This is a genomic window from Bacillus mesophilum (assembly GCF_008923265.1).
In the GTDB taxonomy this organism is placed as follows: Bacteria; Bacillota; Bacilli; order Bacillales; family Cytobacillaceae; genus Cytobacillus; species Cytobacillus mesophilum.
Genome location: NZ_WBOT01000003.1, coordinates 202373 through 224167 on the forward strand (window position 1 = coordinate 202373; position 21795 = coordinate 224167).

Sequence of the window (21795 nt, forward strand, 5' to 3'; positions counted from 1 at the left end):
TCCTCCTTTTACGCTTTTTTCCTTTTCTTCACGATCGCAAGCAGCTGTCTGAAGCCGTCCTTATAAAATACATACAACCCGCCTGTATATAAAATAGCTCCAAGCGGAATTAAGATCATTAATTGTACAAGCGAGTATAGCTCGGTAATAGCCGTGAATTTCTGCAGCAGATAGAGGGGCACGGCCATAATCACGGTTGGAATTAAGACACGGACAATCAGATTCAGCAGTTTGAACAGTTCAGAACGATCAAAGTCTTTATACACGACAAAGCCTGAAACCACTAAATAATAAACCGATACAAAGGAACTGGATAAAGCAAGGCCGGTAAAGCCGTATGGTTTTAATAATAGCCAGTTTAAAAAAGCATTTAAGATAATAGTCGTCACACTGATGCGGAAAATGATGGCTGTTTTGCCGCGGGCATACATCGATCTTGAAACGATATACTGTAAGCCTTGTGTGACAATCATAGGCACATAAAAAACTAAAGCCAGATAGGCATTATGCGTATCTTCCGCAGTATACTTTCCTCTTTCAAAAATAAAGGAAAGGGTTTGCTCACCAACAAGCAGTAATCCAACAGCGATCGGCATTAATGTGACAAACGAAATTTGCATGCCGGTAAAAAAGGTCGATTGAAATTTCTTTGGATTATCGAGTTGCTCAGATAAAAGGGTAAAGATAATGACAGCAATCGTTGTTCCATAAATGGCATGAGGAATAGTCACAAGCATCGAAGCGTTATTTAAATAGGTGACAACTCCATCTAGCCCTGTACTGGCAGCGAAGGATTTATTGACGAACATATTAATCTGGCCAACAACTGAATTCAGCAAAGAAGGAACAAGCAGAACAAGCAATGTCTTGCCGAATTTCTTTTCAATCTTCAGTGTAGGCTGCCAGTGATAGCCGCTTTTCCGCAAATAGTAAAATTGAATAGCTGACCCTAAGAGTGTTCCTGCGATAAATCCGTAAGCAAGACTATTGATGCCCCATTGTTCAGAAAAGAGCAGGACAAACACAACACCCATGATGGTAGCGACAAGCTTTGATACCTGCGAAGGAACAAAAATCCGTCTTCCCTGCAAATAAGAATCCAATATTCCATTTAACGCAATCGCACTGATAAAAAGAATAAAGAATTGTGTAATACTGATTGCAATTGCTTCTGTATCAGCTGGCGCACTTGGGAAGATAAGCGGAACAAGATAAGGAGCAATAAAATAGCCGATCACAGACAGAACAAGGAAAATCAGGACTGTAGCATTCATAATGCCATTGGCGCTTTGTTCTGCTTTTTTAGGATCTTCTTTTTTATTTTTTACGTATAGGGGCAGAAACACATTGTTGAATCCGCCAGAAATCATGGCAAGAGCAAGGGTAATAAAAGAAAAGGCCATAATGTAGCCGTCTGTATAATGACTGGCGCCGAATTGGCTCGTCATGATACTTTCGCGCAAAAAGCCTGAGAGCTTAACGACAATTGCTAATAACGTGAGTAAAATAGCAGATTTTTTTAATGAAGCCATACGTTTTTCACTTCCTGACGATTTCATAAAAGGACGTGCAGAGCATATTCTCTGCACGTCTCAGTTGATAAAAGGATCTGTGAATTAGTTTTTCTCTAATGCTGATAAATAGATGCTTTCGTATTTTTCTGCTGCTGCCAAATGAGAGTATTCATCTTCAATCTTTTGGCGGGCATTTTTCGCAAGCTGTGCACCCGTTTCCGGATTTTCCAGCAGGAATAGCATCGCATCTTCAAGCTCTGAAACATTTTTCTCTTCTACCAGCAAGCCGTCATGCTCATGGTTGACGATTTCCTTCAAACCGCCGACTGCACAGGCAATAAGCGGAATCCCTGAACCCATCGCTTCAAGCGCGGAAATAGAGGTCGCTTCCTCTACACCAGCAGAGTGGACACTTGGCACTAGCACAACATCCGATAACGCGAAGAATTCTTTAACCTTCGCATGCGGAACGGCGCCAAGCAGCTGTACTTGATTTTCAAGTCCTTTTTCAGCGATTAAGGCCTTCAGCTCTTCAAACGCTTCACCCATTCCTGCATAAACAAGCTTTGCATTCGGGAATTTCTCCAATACTTTTGGAAAAGCAAGTGTCGGATAAATGACGCCATTTTTCTTCGTCAAACGGCGCGGCACAAAGAAGACCAGATCATCATCAGTGAAGCCATGCTTTTTGCGGAGCTCGGCTTTCTTATCAGTTGCCGGCTTAAAATCGTGAATATCAATGAAGTTGCGGATTGCTGTGCCGTCCACTCCTGCCTGCTTTTTCACATAGTCTTTAATGCGCTGATCAACCGTAATGACTTTGCGTGTAGAGCTATACGCCTTTTTCTCCATTTCCTGCAATAGCTTTGCCTCTTCGCTGCCTTCCATGACAGAACCGGCGCTGACCGCTTCAAAAGCCATATAGCCATGAACCGTAGAAACTGTCGGAATGCCAGATTCCAATGATGCAAACGTAGCAAACGCGTCTTGGGCATTGATAATATCGTAGTTTTTCGATTTGTTTTCTACAATCAGTTTGTGAAGCATGTTTTGGCGTGCTTTTCGGCTCCAAATGATGCCTTTGCCTTTTTTCACTTTGTTCAACACAAAGCTTGGTCCGCGTGCATAGAATTTCTTTTGCCAGCCTGGCGCGTCGCTAATGGAAAGAACATCGACTTCATGTCCTCTTGCTTCAAGGCCAGCTTTTAATGTTGTTACATGTGTCGATAATCCCCCAGCATGAGGGTAATCGAAGACAGTCGTAATTAGGATTTTCATAATGCCCTCTCCCTTGCGTTATTTCAAGAATCGTTCCTTCATCATGTCAATATTTTCAAGAGCATCCCTGCGCATGCCCTGTGCATTCGTTTCAATCATTGCCTTCAGTTCTGCATGATTAGCAAGAACCTTTTTGCTGTTTTCAACCAGTTGTGCTGCATCTAATGTTTCAAGCGGAAAAGAGTATGACCACATGCCGGAACGCTTTAATAAACTTTCCACTTTTTTATCATAGCTGATCCCGATATGCGGAACAGCAACAAGAGCGGAGAAGATAAGCGAATGCAGACGCAGTCCGATTGTAAGCTCGCAATTGCTGATAAAGTTTAAGTATTGATTTGGCAAAAAGTCTGGTCCTAATAGATGGCAGCGGTCACCATGCTTCATCTGATCCAGTACAAAGTTGGAAGCTTTAACATCGTGATGACCTTCCATCGGCACAAATACCGGTGTGATGCCTTCTTCCTCAATCAGCTGATCAAGTGCACGTCCAATTTGTTTGTAATGGTCTGTATGCTGGAACCATGGACGGACAGAGACAGCAACAAGCTTCTCGTCTCCCTTTAATGGAAGAGAATCGATGCAGGCTGTATCCTCCTTTTTCTGAAACGCAAACACGATATCAGCTGTCACGACTGATTCAGGACGATTCACGCCGAGCTTATGGAGAAGATCCTTAGAGTGCTGGTCACGAACCGTAATAAAGTTTGCCATATTGGCAAATACTTTCATTAATATTTTCCCCCAAGTTGAGTTCACGGGACCAATACCTTGCGAGAAGAACATAACTTTTGTGCCGCAAAGCTTGGCAAGAAACACAATTAATAAATAATAAGGAAGGGGGCCGAACAAAAACTTCGTTGGGTACGTATCTTGAAGAAGACCGCCGCCGCCGCTGATTAGTAAGTCAGCTTCGCGGAGAGCTTTCACTTTTCCTTTAAAATCATGGCGCCATCCTCTATAAACGCTTTTAACACCATAAGTTCCAGCCGTTTTTTTCGGAGATAGAGAGAAGACGGTTAAATCAGGGTGGTCGAGCTCATCCTTTAAATTATCAACAATTGATTCAAGAATCGCTTCATCACCTGTGTTGCCAAGTCCATAAAATCCAGAGATCACTATTTTCAAAGAAGTATTTCCTCCTTGTGTCATTTTATCCATACGGAAATAGCTTTCCTTTACCTTCATTCTAATTTTTTCCTTATTTATTAAGTTAGAATGCTTGTTAGTATAAAAAAGCTAAACTTTATTTTAACATTAGCATGGTGGACATTCAATGTAATTGGTGCAACGTTTGGTTGAATTTGTTATACTATGTTAGGATTATGTCGAACTTCGGCATAGCTTGGCTGTTTTCTTGCTGGAATGCAGGCATGCTGTACATTCTGCGCATTGCAGCACGTAACACCTTTTGCAGGCTGAGAGTGATTTGGAACTAAGTCCACCTTCACTTGTGTCGAACTATGACATGTTTTACTATGTTCATTAGCTAACAAAATTAATTCCTATAATGTAGAAATTTTCATATTAAAGAGAGGTCCTTATAAATGGAGAAAATTTGTGTTGTCGGTTTAGGGTATATCGGTCTTCCAACTTCTGCGATCTTTGCACGTGCAGGCTACAATGTGCTTGGTGTAGATGTCAGCGAACGTGTTATCGAAAAGCTTAACCGTGGTGAAATTCATATTGAAGAAGTTGGGCTGCCGGAAATCGTGAAACAGGTGGTAAATGAAGGCAAACTTCGTGCATCGGTTACACCGGAAGAAGCGGATGTCTTCATCATTGCTGTGCCGACACCAATTCATGAGGATTTAACAGCCAATGTAGATTATGTGATCAGCGCAACAAAAGCGATCGCGCCATTCTTGAAAAAAGGCAATATTGTCATTGTAGAATCAACCATTCCTCCGCGCACTATGGATGATGTCGTTGCTCCAATCCTGCGGGAACAAGGCTTTGATACAGAAAAAGATTTATACTTAGCTCACTGCCCTGAGCGTGTATTGCCTGGCCGCATTTTAATCGAACTTGTTGAAAATACAAGAATCGTTGGCGGTACGACACCAGAAGCGGCGAAGCAAGCTGCTGATGTATACCGCAAAATTGTCACTGGCGATGTACTTGAAACGGAAGCTGTGACAGCCGAAATGTCGAAGTTAATGGAAAATACGTTCCGTGATGTAAATATTGCCCTGGCGAATGAGCTGGCAAAAATTTCACAGCGTCTTGGCGTTGATGCCCATAAAGTCATCGAGCTTGCCAACAAGCATCCTCGAGTAAATATTCACCACCCAGGACCAGGAGTCGGCGGACACTGTCTGGCAGTAGATCCATACTTTATCGTAGAAAAAGCGACAGAGGAAGCGAAGCTGATTAAGCTTTCCCGTGATATTAACAACTCAATGCCGCATTTTGTGACAACACAAGTGCATCGCTTAACAGCAGAACTAGATGAGCCAAGAGTGGCTGTGTTCGGATTAACGTATAAAGGCAATATTGATGATGTTCGTGAAAGCCCGGCGCTCGAGATCGTTGAAATGCTGTTAGACAATAAACGCTATGATCTGAAGGTTTATGATCCGCATGTACAGCAGGAACAAGTAGAATTCCCGCTATCTTCTTTTGAAGAAGCAGTGAAAGATGCGCATTTGGTTGTTGTTTTAGCCGATCATAACGAATTCAAGTCATTGAACAGTAAAGAATTAGCTTCATTAATGAAAACACCAGTTGTGTTTGATACGAAGAATTGCACGCACTTAGACGAAGAACAGTTAACGGTTTATCGAATTGGTAATTTAATGAACCTGAAATCGATCCAAGAATAGAAAGCTAGGAATACGTGATGAAAAAAGAACAATATTTAGGCGTTAACGTTTCAGTTATGACGTACAGCGAAATATTAGACGACTTGCGCATGCGTATCAAAGATGGAAAACAGTCAACGGTGATTGCTGTAAATCCTGAAAAGGTCATTACAGCCAATCAAAATCCGCTTGTCAAAGAGCTGATTAATGATTCCACCTATCAAATTCCCGATGGCATCGGCATGATCCTCGCTTCTAAAATCAAAGGCGGCGAGCTATCTGAACGAGTGACGGGCATCGATATGATGGAACAGCTATTGCGTTTTGCTGCAGAAGAGGACCTTGGGGTCTTCTTCTATGGAGCAAAAGAAGAGATTGTTTCAGAGGCAAAAACAAAGATTGAAGATCGTTTTCCTTCATTAAATGTAGCCGGCTATGAAAATGGCTATGTGAAGGATAACGAAGCACTTGTGAAAAAAATCAATGATTCAGGTGCACAGCTTTTGTTTGTTGCTCTAGGCAGTCCGAAACAGGAGCTGTGGATTAAAGAACATATGGGCTCTTTAAATGTAAAGGTTTTCCAGGGAGTCGGCGGAAGCTTTGATGTTTTCTCCGGCAAGACGAAAAGAGCACCAGCGTTTTTCCGCAAGTTTGGCATTGAATGGCTGTATCGTTTGCTGAAGGAGCCGAAAAGGCTTAAACGCCAAATGAATTTGCCAATCTTTTTATTAAAGGTGTTAAGAAGCCGTTAAGGAGTTGTTTTTTTAGGATGATCCGTCCATACAAACAACATGATGAGCAAGAAATCAACAAACTGTTCCATGAAGTGTTCGGGAAAGAGCGCAGTGCCCATCACTGGGAATGGAAATATAAGCATAACCCGGCTGGAGAATCTGTCATGACAATCGCTGATGAAGACGGTGAGGTGGCAGGGCATGTCGCCCTTATGCCGGCCAAAGCGATGTGGCATGGCAGAGAAGTTCTCTTTGGGGCCAGAACAGATACGATGGTTTCTCCCAGACACCAGGGGAAAGGTTTGTACAAGCAGCTGAACAATCAGATGCTTGTTCAAGCCAATGAAAGAGGAATGAATTATTTATATGGATACCCAGCTGAAAAAGCGAAGCAATTATTTATTCGCTACACTGGTGCAAAGGAGATCGCGAGAATACCGCGCTTAATGAAATTTAATCGCCCCTCAAGCTTAGCGCTTGGGAAATTCCCGTTTCTTTCCTTCTTGAAACCTCTCCTCTCAATTGTGGACCTTCCATTTAAACATCGTCCTGCAAAGAGAAAAGACAGTCCATATTCCGTAAAACAGATCACTCACTGTTCAGAAGAATTCGATGTGCTCTGGGAAAAAGCAAAAACCATTGCTCCGATTGTTCTAAAAAGGGATGCAGCTTATCTGAACTGGAGATTCCATCATCATCCGGACAAGCAGTATTATATGATTGCCCTTTACGCTAAGGAAGAACTCGCCGGCTATGCGGTGACTTCTTTAGAAGAAAAGTCATTTGGCCGCGGCACCGTGAAAAACGGAACGATCGTAGATTTTCTCAGTGTAAACAGTGAGGAAGTCCAATCAGCTTTATTGGATGCTGCTTTAGAGCAGCTGAAGGAAGCCGGGATTATCCAAACATGGGCTTTAGAGCATACGAATTATTTTAAACAATTAAGAGAACTTCGTTTTATTCATAAAGACAACCCGATGCCACTCGTCGGCAAACCAGCGGATGACTCGATGAATGAAGATGATTCAATCGAAAACTGGTACATTACGCCCGCAGATGTAGATTCATTTTAGAGGTGACATTATGGCTTCGAATTTAAAAAGGACTGTACTGAATGCGGCAAAGCCGCTTGTCCTTCCCTATACACGCAAAAAACTGAATAGCTTTTATCAGAACAGCCTGAAACCTGCCGAACTCGGTGACGGAAATGTACTTGTGCTTGCTCCGCATGTAGATGATGAAACGATTGGTCTTGGCGGCACGATTTTAAAGCATGTGAAAAACGGCCAGCAAGTAACGGTTGCTTATATCACAGATGGAGCTGGTAGTGTTTCCTCCCTCTCCAAAAGCGAACTGATGCAGAAGCGAAAAGATGAAGCTTATGAAGTTCAGAAGCTGCTGGGCTTTCAAAACCTTGTTTTTCTTGATTTTCCGGATGGAGCGATTGAAAGCAATGCGCATACAAGAGCGGCCGTTGAGAAGCTCATAGATGAGACAAAGCCAGGCATCATTTATTGTACAACCTTTATTGACTGTCACAGGGACCATGTCGCAACAGGCAGAATACTAGCTGATGTGATTGCAGCCACCTCCTATGAAGGGGTCATCCGCTTATACGAAATCAATTGCCCTATCTCGCCAAATGCGATTAATACGGTGATTGATATTTCTTCTGAAGCAGCTGTGAAGGAAGAAGCAGTTGATATTTTTCAATCGCAGGCAATCGACTTTGATGGATTTATCGAACTGAGCAAAATAAAAACGAACATGCTGGCAGATTCTGGGGCGGCGGCGGTGGAAACCTTTCTTGAGATTCCAGCGCAGCACTTCCCGGCTCAATACCGGGTCATTGACTCAGAAGGCCATTCATATAGCAGTATCTTTAAACAGGTCAATAAAGCCGCAACATTACTATGGGGCATTATGAAGAATGCAGATCTTAAAAAAGAATGGTATCAGATAAGCCGGAATGCGGAAGGAGTGAAGCAAAGTTGAAGACACTTCACTTTATTAGCGGAGGAGAAACAGGCGGTTCCCGAAAGCATGTGATTACGCTGCTTTCCAAGCTTCCTAAAGACTCTGTCTCACTCGTTGTTTTGCAGGAAGGAGCACTGTCAAAGGAAGCCGAGGAAGCAGGCATCGATGTGCATGTCTTTAAGCAATCCTCCCGGTACGACCTCAGTGTTCTAAATAAACTGATCCGTTTTATCAAGGATAACTCTTTTGACATCCTGCATACCCATGGACCGCGCGCCAACCTCTTTGGAACGTATTTAAAAAGCAGGCTGGATATTATCTGGGTAACAACGGTGCACAGTGATCCGAAGCTTGATTTTATGAAGACGGGTGTGAAAGGGAAGGCCTTTACGAAGCTGAATATGTTTGCACTAAAGAAAATGGATGGATATTTTGCTGTTTCTGAAACGTTTAAGCAAAATCTAGTAAGTCTTGGCATTCCTGCTGCCAAAGTTCAAACCGTTTATAACGGCATTGAGTTTACGGCAGACAAGGCGGTTCCGCTTTCTAGAGAAAGCTTGGGCGTCAATGAAAATGACTTCGTGATGACAATGGTAGCCCGACTGCATCCGATTAAAGGACATGAAGTGGTGTTTAGGGCGATCAAAACTCTTAATAACCCGGACATGAAGCTGATTTTAGTAGGAGACGGACCCATCAAAGCAGAATTGGAAGAGCTGGCAGCAAAAGAAGGGCTTCAGGATCAAGTAACCTTCCTGGGCTTCCGCCAAGATGTAGATAGCATTTACGCAGCATCAGACGTCGCTTTGCTCGCATCATACAGTGAAAGCTTTCCGCTTGCCCTGCTGGAAGCGGCCAATCAGCATGTCCCATTGATCACAACCGACGTTGGCGGCGTTAAAGAATTGGTGGAGCCAGGGAATACTGGCTGGATTGTACCGATTAAAGACGACAAGTCGCTTGCGACCGCCTTTGCATCTGCCTATGAAAAAAAGGAAAGCGGCGAGCTGAAGCAGATGGGCACGAAGCTTTATTCCTTTGCATCAAGCCATTTTTCCCTGCAGCAGCTGGCAGATTCAACGATGAATTATTATAAAAAACTAGCAGCAGGAAAAAATTAAAATTGTCACATGCCGCAGAATATTGTAACCTTATACAGGGAAAGCGTGATTTAAGATGAAAAAGGAGCTTTAAAATGGCTAATAAAAATACACTGACATATTACCTCGTGATAGCGTGCCTGTTTTTTATTCCTATACTATATTTCAAAACATATATTGGCCCGCTGCCGTTATCAGCTGAGGTTATCCTCGTTCCGCTTGTTACACTTGCGGCTATATATGAATTTTTCAAAGGCAAAATCAGACTGAATGATCTTAAAATTTGGCCTCTTACGGCAGCTTTTGCACTATTTTTACTTGTATCGCTGATCTCCATTGTCAATGCGATCGATTTAAAATCTGCCATTATGGAGACTGCCCGTTATCTATCGTACGTCGTGCTGTTTCTGATTGTGGCGAAAGTGGACTTTACAAAGAAGCAATATTTGAGCTTTGCTAAGTGGTTTGGTGCTGCAGTTGTTATTGTTGGGGTTTTTGGTGTTCTGCAATATGTATTTAATTTCTCCCTGAACAAGGCAGGATTGTATGCACTGCAGGAGGCAAAGGGCCGTGTTGATTCTACCCTTGTCAATCCAAACTATTATTCTGCTTACTTAAACTATCTAATTCCGACCATTCTGCTTGTTGCTGTTGTTTATTTTAAAAACCGCACAGCACAGCTGCTTATGTTTGCACTGTTTGCCATCTACGTTGCGAACGTTGTTTTAACCTATACACGTGCAGCTTGGGTCACAATGGCTTGTGCATTAATCTTACTGATTATCTTAATGCCAAAATTATTTATTAAAAATGCGATCAAACCGCATATTTTATTATCATTCTTAATTCTTTTTACTGTCGTATACTTTATGCCGGATGTTCAGTCCCGTACAAGCTCAGCGCTTTACGCGATTGAACAGCTGCTTCCGAAAGGCACAAACATCAGCTTAGGCGGCGATTCAGCCGATCCTGACAGCGGTGATGTGGACGAAGTTGCCGGAGAAGAGGAAGAAGTAGAAGAGGACGCAACAACAAGCCGTGCCGTTGTCTCGCGTACAACTCTTTGGAAAACAGGCTGGTATATGCTAAGAGACAACCCTGTCCTTGGACTAGGAGTAGGAAACTACACAGCGAACTACAAGGACTATGTAGAAAAATACCCGGAGCTATACATTGGACATGACAGCTACTCTGTCCATAACTCCTACTTAAAGGTTGGAGCAGAAACAGGCTTTATTGGCCTAATCTCATTCCTTCTCATCTATATCGTGTACTTCTTAACGATCATTAAGCTTTACTTGGATCAAAAACAAAATGTATTAGGAAAAGTCATGGCAGTGGGCCTCTTTGTCGGAAGTGTCTGCTACATGGTTCAAAACCTATCCAACAACCTAATCTTCATTCCGCAGCTGAACATGATCTTCTGGCTCACAGCAGGTCTTGTCCTGGCATTCTTGGCTAAGAAACGGAAGGAAGTTGCTTAAGTTAGATGCCCAGCACATTGTGTGCTGGGTTTTTTATTGCTTCAAATTGCAAGTGAAGAAGGGATCATTTGTATAACTTCCTATTGATTAAGTAGCCGCTACTGGAGTACTGATACCCGTGTGGATCTGGCATAAAACAGATAATGATTCGCATTTATGTATATTTAAACAAAAATAGCCAATTTATTCGGTATTGGAAGCATAAAAGTGCCTTCAGCCTTCCATGATGTTACAACTCAAAATAAGCTTTTTGCCCCTTTGATTTTTATAAGATATACAGTCTTTAGGGAAAGAATCATCTTCTTAACAGAAAATTTACAAATAGCTATGGCTATTAACCTACCTGAATGTTAATGAATGGGTATTGTGAATCCATTAACTTTTTTATAAAAAAACTTCCAATTTATGAACCTAGTATGTATAATGAAAAAGGTGGAATCAAATAGGAAACTATTTGAATATTTAACTCCAGGATTCGCCAAGATACATATGGTAATAATTTCAACCGCAAAGGTTGTAAAAAATGGTTGAAATATAGTACTAATTTGGTAGAATAAAGACAAGTTTAATTTTCCAAGTCTGCCAGATTGTTCTTATAATGAATTTATTACCTATAAAAGAGCGGACAGGAGTTAAACGTTAATTACATTACTAAGCGATGAATTCTCATCGATTTAGAAAAATCAAACTTTTTTCACAAAACGGGGAGGAAATATTACAATGGCTTACCAACCAAAGTCTTACCGTAAGTTCGTAGCTACAGCTGCGACAGCTACTTTAGTAGCAGGTGTTCTAGCTCCAGCTGTATCAGCTGCTAGCTTCACAGATGTACCAGAAAGATACCAAGATGCAGTAGATTTCGTAGTATCAAAAGGAGTTCAAGGTTTCTCTGATACTCAATTCGGAACTGGCGAAAACATCAAGCGTGTTGACGCTGCTGTTATGGTTGCTAAAGTTGTCGGCTTAGACACTGAAAGCGCTCCTGCTGCAGGCTTCACAGATGTACCAGCTCGTGCTCAAGGTGCTGTTAACGCACTTAAAGCTGCTGGAATCACTTCTGGTAAATCAACTACTTCATTCGGTGCGCAAGATCTTATCACTCGTGGAGAACTTGCTATCTGGATCGACCGTGCATTCAACCTAGAAGGTTCTGCTGACCACAACTTCACTGACGTTGCTGATCGTTATGCAGAAGCTGTTGAAGCATTAGTTGCTAACGAAATCACTAACGGAGTTTCTGCAACTCAATTCGGAGTAACTCAAAACGCTAAGCGTGGCGATTTCGCTATCTTCTTACACAGAGCAAGCAACGTTACTCCTGATACTCCAGAAGTAATCGGAGTAAGCTCAGCTAACCTTACTCAATTTACAGTTAACTTCAACACTGCAGTTGATAAAGATACTGCAACTGACAAGTCTAACTATACTTTTGACGGTAAAGCTTTGGCTGATAATGATAAAGTTGAATTAAGCGGTGACGCTCAATCAGTTGTTATCACTCTTAACACACAGGCTGCTAACCAAACTTCTAAAGAAGTAACAGTTAAAAACGTTAAAACAACTGCTGGTGCAGCTGTACCAAGCTACAAAGGCACTGTTAATTTTGCAGATTTCACAGCTCCAACTGTAACTTCAGTTGCTTCTGCTGGACCAGCAAAATTCAAAGTAACTTTCAGCGAGCCAGTTGATTTAACAACCGCTCAAACTGCTTCTAACTACGTTATCAATGATGGTCAATACTTCATTAAGAGCGTAACTCGTACTTCATTAAACACGGTTGAAGTTGAACTATACAGCACTTTAGCTAATGGCGAATACTCTGTTAAAGTTTCAAACGTAACTGACTTAGCAGGATTTAAAGCTCCAGCTACAACTGTTAAATTCAACCAAGTTGAAGATAAAGATGCTCCAGTTGTTTCTTCTGTAGTTTCTGCTTCTCCAACTGAAGTAGTATTAGAAATGAGTGAAGATGTATCTGCAGTTGATGCATCAAAATTAGCTGAAGGTATCTATCACACTAACACTTCTAATAAAGCTAACAATGTTCAAATCGAAGGCAAAAAGGTTACTATTTCATTTACTGAAGCTAACAAACTTCCAAATGGAACAGCTTACCTTTACATTGCAAAAGATTTATTCACAGATGGCTGGGGTAACAAAAATGCAGCATACAACACTTCATTAAGCGTAGTAGCTGATACAACAAAACCAACTATCTCTAAAGTTGAAGCAACAGCTGATAACAAATTCAAAGTAACATTCTCTGAAAAAGTTACAAAAGCTACTGCTGAAACTGCTGGTCACTATTCAGTACTAGATAAAGATGGTAAAAAAGTTGATGTAACTGTAGCTCCAGTTCTTTCAGAAGATGGAAAAGTAGTTACTCTAACTCTTGGGAAATCTTTAACTGGCGGTACTTATGGACTTGCTGTTGAAGATATCAAAGATTTAGCTGACAACACAATCGATGATGTTACTGTAAATGTAACTGTTAAAGATACTACTGCTCCAACTGTAACTTCAACTGGAGTTAAGTATACTAGCAAAAACATTGTAAAAGTATCATTCTCTGAGCCTATGGCTACAACTGGAAATGGTTCTGTATTAGATCTATCTAACTACTCCATCGCTGGAAAATATCTAAATACTACTAAAGCAAAAGTATCTGTTACTGACGAAGGTAAAGCGGTACTTATCGACTTAACTGATGCAATTGAAGCTAACGAAGTTTCATTCCCAACATCTATTAATGTTGGTAAAGTAGCAGATGTATCTGGCAACTTTACTACTGCATTCAATACATCTGTTAGCTTATCTGAAGGATCTGAGTTTGGAATCTCTAAAGTAGAAGCAGTTGACACAAAAACTGTTAAAGTTTATTTAGATGAAGAACTAGCTAAGTTCGAAGCTGATGATTTCTTATTACAAAGAGCTGGTGCTACAATTAACCCTGCTTCTGTTACTTTCTCTAATGTAGATGGTAAAGGTGTTATCACTTACACGTTAGCAAATGTTGACAAGCTTGGTACAAACGGTAAAGTTGCTGGAATTGATACTCTTACAGTAATAACTGCTGATAAAAACATCAATACTGCAAACGCATTTGGTGTGAAAATTAAAGCAGACCATGCTGCAGTGACTGCAACAGATAAAATTGCTGCAACTATTGCTACATGGGATCATGATAGTAATTCAAACACTGCTGAGGTTGAAAACATTAAAATTTCATATGCTGGTGATGAAGTTACAAATGTAGCTAAAGATACAGCAGCAACTATTAAGTTGACATTTACTGAAGCTTTAAATCCTTCTTCAATCTCTACACAAACATTTGAAGTTGCTGGTTATACAGTTGCTGGTGTGGATTTTGAATCAGAAGGAACTGTTGTCGCTTTAGAAGTAGTTGCTAAAGCAAATAACACAACTACTAAACCAGCTGTTAAGCAAGCTTCTAATATTCTTGATGCTAACAGCGTAATTTCTGCTGCTGGTGGTTCTTGGACTGTAACTGGTTACACTCCTCAATAAAACGAAACGAAACGTTACTTTATAAACTTAATGATAAGTTAAGTGAAAAAAGTCAAAGATGAGGCCTCATGCTTCAATCTGAATCATGGGGCAACCTTTGAACTGTTACTGTTAATTCAAGGGTGAAATCCCCTTGCATGTTAAATAGTCAGGAACATGTGCCTAATCCTCCTGCATCCATTGAGGCGCTAACAAGCCGAAGGGGTGAAGTCAGGTGAAGTCGTACTCATGAAGTTGAGGCGGGGCTCCATAAAAAATGGCTATGGTTAGGAGACGAACCCATGTGTAGGCAGGGTGAGGTAAAAGGTATTAAGAATTGCTAGGAGTTTAATGCCTTTCCACTAATCTGAAATGATTAGTTGGAGATCAGAGAATTGACTATTAAACTGATCTTTCTCATACCTGAATAGTGGGGACCTAAGGCCATTAAAATCAGGGATAACTGTAATGGAACGTTTGAAGTCTTGTTATAAGAGGTGAGTTAGCACCTGTGATGATAACAAGATGGCTGCGGGTTTGTAGTAGTGACGATCGCTAGCCGTTTGCACCATCATGGTAACATGTTGGGAGGAGAAAACTAGTGGGAGCGAAGAAACCCAGTCAATAGTAGTATCTTAAACAACTTATTTCCCCAAAATAAGTTCGATAATGACCTATCTTTTGATAGGTCATTTTTTTATGGGGAAATATCGTGATAAAAGTACTAGATCTAAGAGTTAGTAAATTATTATTGACGGATCGCCGTGTGCGATGAAAGTCGCTCGCACGGTGAAGGCTTATCCGAAAGACCGTATTATATGGTTATAAGGTAAGAATAGCGCTGAAGAGATTATAAGCAATGCGGGAAACTATTGGGGTAACTTAAATTTAAAGCCCCAGGGTACAGATCCTATTTATTACGGACCAGAGGAAAGCACTCGGACAATTGAAGGTATTGTCACCATAAATGGAGAAATTTCTTCAACTCTACATCTCAGGAATCTAATGATCAATGGAGATTTAATTATAAATACACCAAATGCTTCAGTTGTATTAGATCCATCTGTAACCGTTACTGGGACAACCATTATAGAAGATGTAGCAGCTTCTACATTTACGAATAACGGTGTAATAGGCAAGGTCAGAATTAATGATTCAAATGGTACCAGATTTATCAATAATGGAACTAGTGGATTGCTGACAATTGACACTATTGGCAAAGTGACAATAGGAGGAACTATTGAAGAAGTAGTGGTAACAAAATCTACAACTCTAAATGTTCAGGGAACGATTAAGAAATTAGCAGTATCACATGGCCAAGTCGTAGATATAAGCGGCAGTGGAAGAGTTTTAGAAATCCCGATTGACAGTCAGGTAGCTTTTGAAGGTCAGAAAGAACTTGAAGAAATCATGAAAAGTGCATATGCTCTATCACCCGAAGACTATACAACAGAAAGCTATAACTGGCTCAAGACTGCTCTAGAGTTTCCGGTAACATCAAATGCAGAAGTTAAAGCAAAGACGGAAGCAATCAATCAAGTACTATCAATTTTAGAGTTTGCCGGACAGTCAGCATTAGATACAAAAAAAGCGCAGGCTGAGGAAATGCAGGAAGCCGATTATACATCTGAAAGTTCTAATGCACTAAAGTCAGCATTAGAACTGCCAGAAACAACAAATGCCGAAGTAGTTGCAAAATCGGAAGCGATCCAGGAAGCCTTAAAAGGCTTAGAGTTTGCGGGCCAAACAGCCTTAAATGCAGCAAAAGCAAAAGCTGAGGAAAAGGAAGAAGCTGACTACACTTCTGAGAGTTATAATGCACTAAAGTCAGCGTTAGAACTTACAGAAACAACAAATGGTGAAGTAGTAGCAAAAACGAAAGCTATTAAAGAAGCCCTAGCTGACTTAGAGTTTGCGGGTCAAATAGCCTTAAATACAGCAAAAGTAAAAGCTTCGAAAAAGCAAGAAGCCGATTATACTTCCGAAAGCTATAACCTATTAAAAGCAGCATTAGAACTGCCAGAAACAACGAATGCTGAAGTAGTAGCAAAAGCAGAAGCCATCCAAAGTGCATTAGCAGAATTGGTATTCGCAGGCCAAACAGCCTTAAATACAGCAAAAGTAAAAGCTGAGGAAAAGGAAGAAGCGGATTATACTTCAAAAAGTTATAAAGCCCTTAAATCAGCGTTAGAACTGCCAGAAACAACAAATGCAGAAGTAATAGCGAAAACAGAAGCGATCCAGGAAGCACTAACGGGCTTAGAATTCGCAGGCCAAACAGCCTTAAATACAGCAAAAGCAATAGCTGAGGAAAAGCAAGAATCTGATTATACATCTGAAAGCTATAGCCCATTAAAAGCAGTATTAGAACTGCCAGAAACAACGAATGCTGAAGTAGTAGCAAAAACGGAAGCGATCCAGGAAGCCCTAGCAGGCTTAGAGTTTACCGGCCAAACAGCTTTAAATGCAGCAAAAGCAAAAGCTGAGGAAAAGGAAGAAGCGGATTATACTTCAAAAAGTTATAAAGCCCTTAAATCAGCATTAGAACTGCCAGAAACAACGAATGGTGAAGTGGTAGCAAAAACGGAAGCTATTGAAGAAGCATTAGCAGGCTTAGAGTTTGCGGGTCAAACAGCCTTAAATGCAGCAAAAGTAAAAGCTGAGGAAAAGGAAGAAGCCGACTATACATCTGAAAGCTATAGCCCATTGAAATCAGCATTAGAACTGCCAGAAACAACAAATGCAGAAGTAGTAGCAAAAACGGAAGCTATAGAAGAAGCGTTAGCAGGCTTAGAGTTTGCGGGCCAAACAACCTTAAATGCCGCAAAAGCAAAAGCTTCGAAAAAGGAAGAAGCCGATTACACATCCGAAAGCTATAGCCCATTAAAAGCAGCATTAGCATTGCCAGAAACAACGAATGGTGAAGTAGTAGCAAAAACAGAAGCCATCCAAAATGCACTAGCAAATTTAGAATTTGCAGGCCAATCAGCCTTAAATGCAGCAAAAACAAAAGCTGACGAAAAGCAAGAAGCTGACTACACTTCTGTGAGTTTTAATGCACTAAAGTCAGCGTTAGAACTTACAGAAACAACAAATGGTGAAGTAGTAGCAAAAACAGAAGCCATCCAAAGTGCATTAGCAGGTTTGGAATTCGCAGGCCAATCAGCATTAAAAACAGCAAAAGCAAAAGCTGAGGAGAAGCAGGAAGCCGATTACACATCCGAAAGCTATAGCTTATTAAAAGCAGCATTAGAACTGCCAGAAACCACAAATGCAGAAGTAGTAGCAAAAACGGAAGCTATTGAAGAAGCCCTAGTAGGCTTAGAGTTTGCAGGCCAAACAGCCTTAAATGCAGCAAAAGCTAAAGCTAAGGAAAAGGAAGAAGCTGACTACACATCTGAAAGCTATAGCGCCCTAAAGTCAGCAATGGAAATGTCAGAAGCAACCAATGCAGAAATGGTTGCAAAAACAGAAGCAATCAATGAAGCATTAGCAGGATTAATTTTTGCAGATCAATCAGGCTTGGATTCTGTGAAAAGCCAAGTAGATCAACTGATTAAAGAGCACTACTCTCAAGAAAGTTTCAATTTAATAACAAATGCGCTAAATTTACCCGAAACAACGAACGATGAAGTAATCGCAAAAACGCAAGCTATTCAGGATGCAATAAATAATTTAAAAGTTCTTGTTTCATCTGTAGGCAGCTCTAATACTATTATAGTGGGCAAAGCCGGAAATGCACCTGAAGATGTTAAAGGTTCATTGCCTGCTCAAGCGCAGGTAACCTTGGCAAATGGATTAACGCGTATCTTGGATATTACATCATGGATTGATAATGATCATTATGATCCTGCAGCGAGTGGATCTTATATGTTTACTGCTGTTGTCGCAGTACCAGCTGATGTAGATTTAAATGGTAACTCTATTACGATAGAGGTCGTAGTAGAAGAAGCGCCAATACACTCATCAGTAGAAAGTCAAATGTTAACAAGTCTTGATTTTTCGACTGTAGCAGGAACAACAGCAAAACTCGATAGTAAGCCTGTTACTGTAGACAATTTTACCAATAACGCAAAAAGTTTTACAATTGTGTATGGACAAGATAGAATACCAGTTAATGTTTCTTGGCAGCTTTCCACTGATTTCTCTAGAGGAGCAGCAATGGGTTCTGTGGTTGAGAGCCATATACAAGATTACTATTCTCAAAAGGGCGGCAGTAATGGGCTTATGACCAGACCGCTTTATGCTATGGGGTTTGGTGATACATTCTCTATTCAATCATTTAAGTCGGGTTCCATATCCTCTTTCAGCTTAGAAGGAAATGATTGGGATTACTTTTTCGATCAAAATAGCGGCATTGGTAAAGATCAGGATACATCTAAAAATCGCAGCTTTACGGTGAGTGTTGGAGAAAAAATATCCACTATTCAATTGACAGGAAACTTTACCAGCATAGACCAAATCATAACTCTAATAAACTCAAAATTGAGCACAGACGGAGTACAAGCTACAGCAGAGAAAATGAACGCAGCACAATTTAAAATTACCTCTCAAGTACCAGGCAGCGATATTATTATTGGTGGTAATGATAAAGATCGATTGTTTTAATAAAATTGAATTGATAAAGGAAAAAAGGACATCCTTAGGTGGAAGTCCTTTTTTTATAAATATTTATAGTGAATTTTTGAATTTAGTACAAACCTCTTTATAAAAGAGAATTTAGTGAATTAGAAAGTTCGGTTCATAAGAAAAACCGCACCAATTAGTGCGGTTTACTCATTAAAGTGGTAGATGAACGCGGCAAATGACCATTGACCAAGCATTGCCTTTCTCTACCTTAAGATAAAGTGCCTCTTGATGCGTAGTTGGTACAGGAGTACCTGTAAGTGTAGCTACTCCATTCTCCACAGTAATATAGGTACCAAAATGAGCACTGTCCCAAAACATTGAAGCAGTATTTGTTGACTGAGGAGCCTCAATTACATCACCAATACTAATTGTTGATAAATTAATTGTAACCGGGTTACTATTAAGTACCTCAAGCTGCTCGGCAACTTCTTTAGCATCCTCTATGTCTTTTGCGATTTCATTGTACGTTAAGTCACTGCCTTTAGTTTGGTAAGAAGTGACTAATGCAATAGCAGCTGGGGAAAGAGCAAATTCGGTTAGTTCTCCAAAACCAGCATCTTCAAATGTTTCTGATGTAATTCCATACCAGTTTCCTGCCTTTGCAGCATTATTTATGGCTGCAAGCTTTAAGCTGTCGAAGCTATTCTCGTCTTATACTAAATGTTTTATAACGAGCATTCACCGTACAAGCAACTTTCATTGCATACGGCGATCCATCAACATAGTTCTTTATTCTTATTCCCCAAGTTCTAATTATAATGATATTTTACTTAAAGTCACTATATATTTAGCAAATCCTGCTCAAATAAAACTAATAGTTAAGTAGTAAAATGGACATGGTTCATGTACTAACTTTTACGTATAAGGAAGATAAAAAAATCTATTAGAGTCTAATTATATGGATTAAATAATTAGTGGAACAGAATGCTATAGCAACAGTGACTTTTTATTATTAATATATTTACACATATTTACACTATTTTAACTCCACCTCCAAAATTCGCCGGTTACAAAATGATAATATAATTCTGGGGAAATAAGAGATAGTACAATTGACGGCACGCTGTATGCGATGAAAGTCGCCTGTATGGTGTAGGCCCGATGCGAAAGCCAGATAGACTGGTATAAGACGGGAATAGCAAAGGACCAGCTTTAAAACTTACTTTGCAGCATGGTGACCTTTTAAAAGTATCTCAAATTGCTAGATACGATAGCGGAAAAGGTGCAGCTGGAACAGAAATTATGGCATATGATGCAAAAACGCAAAAAGCATTTGTAACAAACGGAGCAGTTAGCGGATTTGATATTCTTTCATTTGCTGATTTAGAGTCCGGTAAATTTACAGAAGTGGAATCACAAAAGCGTTTGCTATTAGCAGATTTCGGAGTAGAAGATGTTAAAGATATCACGAGCATCGCTGTACATCCTACAAAGGATATCGTAGCGATTTCTGCAGCAAGAAACGATAAGACAGACAAAGGCTATATCGTTTTTGTAAACAAGAACGGTGGATTCCTTTCAAGTGTACAAGTAGGCTCTTTACCTGACATGGTTACATTTACTCCAGATGGTACGAAAGCACTTGTAGCGAACGAAGGCGAACCAAGCCAAGATTATAGTGTAGACCCTGAAGGATCCATCTCAGTGATTGATGTAACAGGTGCACCTGCTGGTTTTACAGCAAAAGAATTAACGTTTACTGAAGGTTTAATTGACGAAAAAGTTCGCGTTTCTTCAAGAGGATCAAAGCTAGAGCAATTAGAGCCTGAATACATCACGGTCTCGGCTGACAGCAAAACAGCATATGTTGCGATGCAAGAAAACAATGCGATTGCTACAATTGATTTAGTAGAAGAAAAGATTGTAAGTGTGAAAGGTCTAGGTTTCATTGATCACTCTGTCGAAGGAAATGAAATGGACGCAATCAAAGACGGCGAGATTAAAATTGAAAAACAGCCAATTTTAACATACCATTTGCCGGATGCTATTAGCACGTTTACAGTTGGAGGAACTGAGTATATCATCACTCCTAACGAAGGAGATACTCGCGATTGGGATGCATACTCAGAGGAAAAGAAAGTTGGCAAATTAGGGGAAATTGAATTAAAAGCAGAAAACTATGCTGGTTATACACAAGAAGAATTGGATGCATTTGATGTAGATCTTTTAGAAGACTTTAAAGTAACAACTGAAAGTGGATACAATGAGGAAACTGGAAAGTATGAAGCATTATATGGCTTTGGCGGACGCAGCTTCTCCATTTTCAATGCAGAAACAATGGAATTGGTATATGACAGCGGCAATGAATTTGAAACAATCACGAAAGAAGCTGCTCCAGAGTACTTCAACTCTGACAATGAAGAAGTAGCTAAAGATGACCGAAGCAACAGCAAAGGTCCTGAGCCGGAAACAGCTGTTACAGGTGTCATTAATGGAAAAACTTATGCATTTATCGCATTAGAGCGTTTCGGCGGAATTATGGTTTATGATGTATCAAACCCAGCTTCACCAAGCTTTGTATCATTGCTTTCCAGTCGTGATTTCTCAGTAACAGAATTTGCTGGAGATCTTGAAGGCAATGATGCAGGTAAATTTGCTGGAGATGTTTCTCCTGAAGGATTGCAGTTTATCCCTGCGAACCAAAGCCCAACAGGTAAAGCGTTACTTGCAGCAACACATGAAGTTTCTGGTACAGTAGCAGTTTACGAGTTTGAGTAAGTTTTCAGTTTTATAAATGAAGGGAGCAGAGATGACAGCAATGTCTCTCT

Annotated in this window: 12 protein-coding genes; 9 read left to right on the forward strand and 3 right to left on the reverse strand. The window is 40.5% G+C overall.

Annotated elements, in window-relative coordinates:
* Positions 1–8: 8 nt before the first annotated feature.
* The 3 genes from murJ to csaB form a co-directional block, all read right to left on the reverse strand.
* Positions 9–1532 carry a murein biosynthesis integral membrane protein MurJ gene (gene murJ / locus F7732_RS10735; protein ID WP_151573862.1) on the reverse strand — a complete coding sequence of 508 codons (1524 nt, stop codon included), beginning with the start codon at positions 1530–1532 and terminating at the stop codon, positions 9–11.
* Between the two features lie 84 nt (positions 1533–1616).
* A complete protein-coding gene (locus tag F7732_RS10740) occupies positions 1617–2792 on the reverse strand; it encodes a glycosyltransferase family 4 protein (RefSeq protein ID WP_151573863.1) in 1176 nt (391 codons plus the stop codon).
* An 18-nt stretch (positions 2793–2810) separates the two neighbouring features.
* Positions 2811–3920 carry a polysaccharide pyruvyl transferase CsaB gene (gene csaB, locus F7732_RS10745; RefSeq protein WP_151573864.1) on the reverse strand — a complete coding sequence of 370 codons (1110 nt, stop codon included), beginning with the start codon at positions 3918–3920 and terminating at the stop codon, positions 2811–2813.
* Between the two features lie 419 nt (positions 3921–4339).
* Between csaB and F7732_RS10750 the strand changes: the two genes are divergently transcribed.
* The 9 genes from F7732_RS10750 to F7732_RS10790 all read left to right on the forward strand — a co-directional run bounded on the left by F7732_RS10750 (position 4340) and on the right by F7732_RS10790 (position 21745).
* Positions 4340–5617, forward strand: coding sequence for a nucleotide sugar dehydrogenase (locus F7732_RS10750; protein WP_151573865.1), 1278 nt, complete (start codon positions 4340–4342; stop codon positions 5615–5617).
* A gap of 17 nt (positions 5618–5634) precedes the next feature.
* Positions 5635–6348 (forward strand): WecB/TagA/CpsF family glycosyltransferase, encoded by a 714-nt coding sequence (locus F7732_RS10755; RefSeq protein WP_151573866.1) that lies wholly within the window; start codon positions 5635–5637, stop codon positions 6346–6348.
* A 17-nt stretch (positions 6349–6365) separates the two neighbouring features.
* Positions 6366–7403, forward strand: a complete 1038-nt coding sequence (locus tag F7732_RS10760) for a GNAT family N-acetyltransferase (protein WP_151573867.1) — start codon at positions 6366–6368, stop codon at positions 7401–7403.
* Between the two features lie 10 nt (positions 7404–7413).
* On the forward strand, positions 7414–8325 hold the full coding sequence (locus tag F7732_RS10765; RefSeq protein WP_151573868.1) for a PIG-L deacetylase family protein: 912 nt from the start codon (positions 7414–7416) through the stop codon (positions 8323–8325).
* Positions 8322–9428 (forward strand): glycosyltransferase family 4 protein, encoded by a 1107-nt coding sequence (locus F7732_RS10770; protein WP_151573869.1) that lies wholly within the window; start codon positions 8322–8324, stop codon positions 9426–9428. The genes F7732_RS10765 and F7732_RS10770 overlap by 4 nt, the downstream gene beginning before the upstream one ends.
* Before the next feature lie 74 nt (positions 9429–9502).
* A complete protein-coding gene (locus F7732_RS10775; protein WP_151573870.1) occupies positions 9503–10891 on the forward strand; it encodes an O-antigen ligase family protein in 1389 nt (462 codons plus the stop codon).
* Between the two features lie 720 nt (positions 10892–11611).
* A complete protein-coding gene (locus F7732_RS10780) occupies positions 11612–14419 on the forward strand; it encodes an Ig-like domain-containing protein (protein ID WP_151573871.1) in 2808 nt (935 codons plus the stop codon).
* A 984-nt stretch (positions 14420–15403) separates the two neighbouring features.
* Entirely contained in the window at positions 15404–19006 is a 3603-nt protein-coding gene (locus tag F7732_RS10785) for a hypothetical protein (protein ID WP_151573872.1), read from the forward strand.
* Positions 19007–20191: 1185 nt separating this feature from the next.
* Complete coding sequence (locus tag F7732_RS10790; RefSeq protein ID WP_420837685.1) at positions 20192–21745, forward strand: choice-of-anchor I family protein; 1554 nt, start codon at positions 20192–20194, stop codon at positions 21743–21745.
* The last annotated feature ends 50 nt before the right edge of the window (positions 21746–21795 follow it).

Excerpts from the sequence above, each read along its gene's own strand:
- murJ (WP_151573862.1), bottom strand. The coding sequence starts at position 1,532 with ATGGCTTCATTAAAAAAATCTGCTATTTTACTCACGTTATTAGCAATT.
- F7732_RS10740 (WP_151573863.1), bottom strand. The coding sequence starts at position 2,792 with ATGAAAATCCTAATTACGACTGTCTTCGATTACCCTCATGCTGGGGGA.
- F7732_RS10750 (WP_151573865.1), top strand. The coding sequence starts at position 4,340 with ATGGAGAAAATTTGTGTTGTCGGTTTAGGGTATATCGGTCTTCCAACT.
- F7732_RS10755 (WP_151573866.1), top strand. The coding sequence starts at position 5,635 with ATGAAAAAAGAACAATATTTAGGCGTTAACGTTTCAGTTATGACGTAC.
- F7732_RS10760 (WP_151573867.1), top strand. The coding sequence starts at position 6,366 with ATGATCCGTCCATACAAACAACATGATGAGCAAGAAATCAACAAACTG.
- F7732_RS10765 (WP_151573868.1), top strand. The coding sequence starts at position 7,414 with ATGGCTTCGAATTTAAAAAGGACTGTACTGAATGCGGCAAAGCCGCTT.
- F7732_RS10775 (WP_151573870.1), top strand. The coding sequence starts at position 9,503 with ATGGCTAATAAAAATACACTGACATATTACCTCGTGATAGCGTGCCTG.
- F7732_RS10780 (WP_151573871.1), top strand. The coding sequence starts at position 11,612 with ATGGCTTACCAACCAAAGTCTTACCGTAAGTTCGTAGCTACAGCTGCG.
- F7732_RS10785 (WP_151573872.1), top strand. The coding sequence starts at position 15,404 with ATGATCAATGGAGATTTAATTATAAATACACCAAATGCTTCAGTTGTA.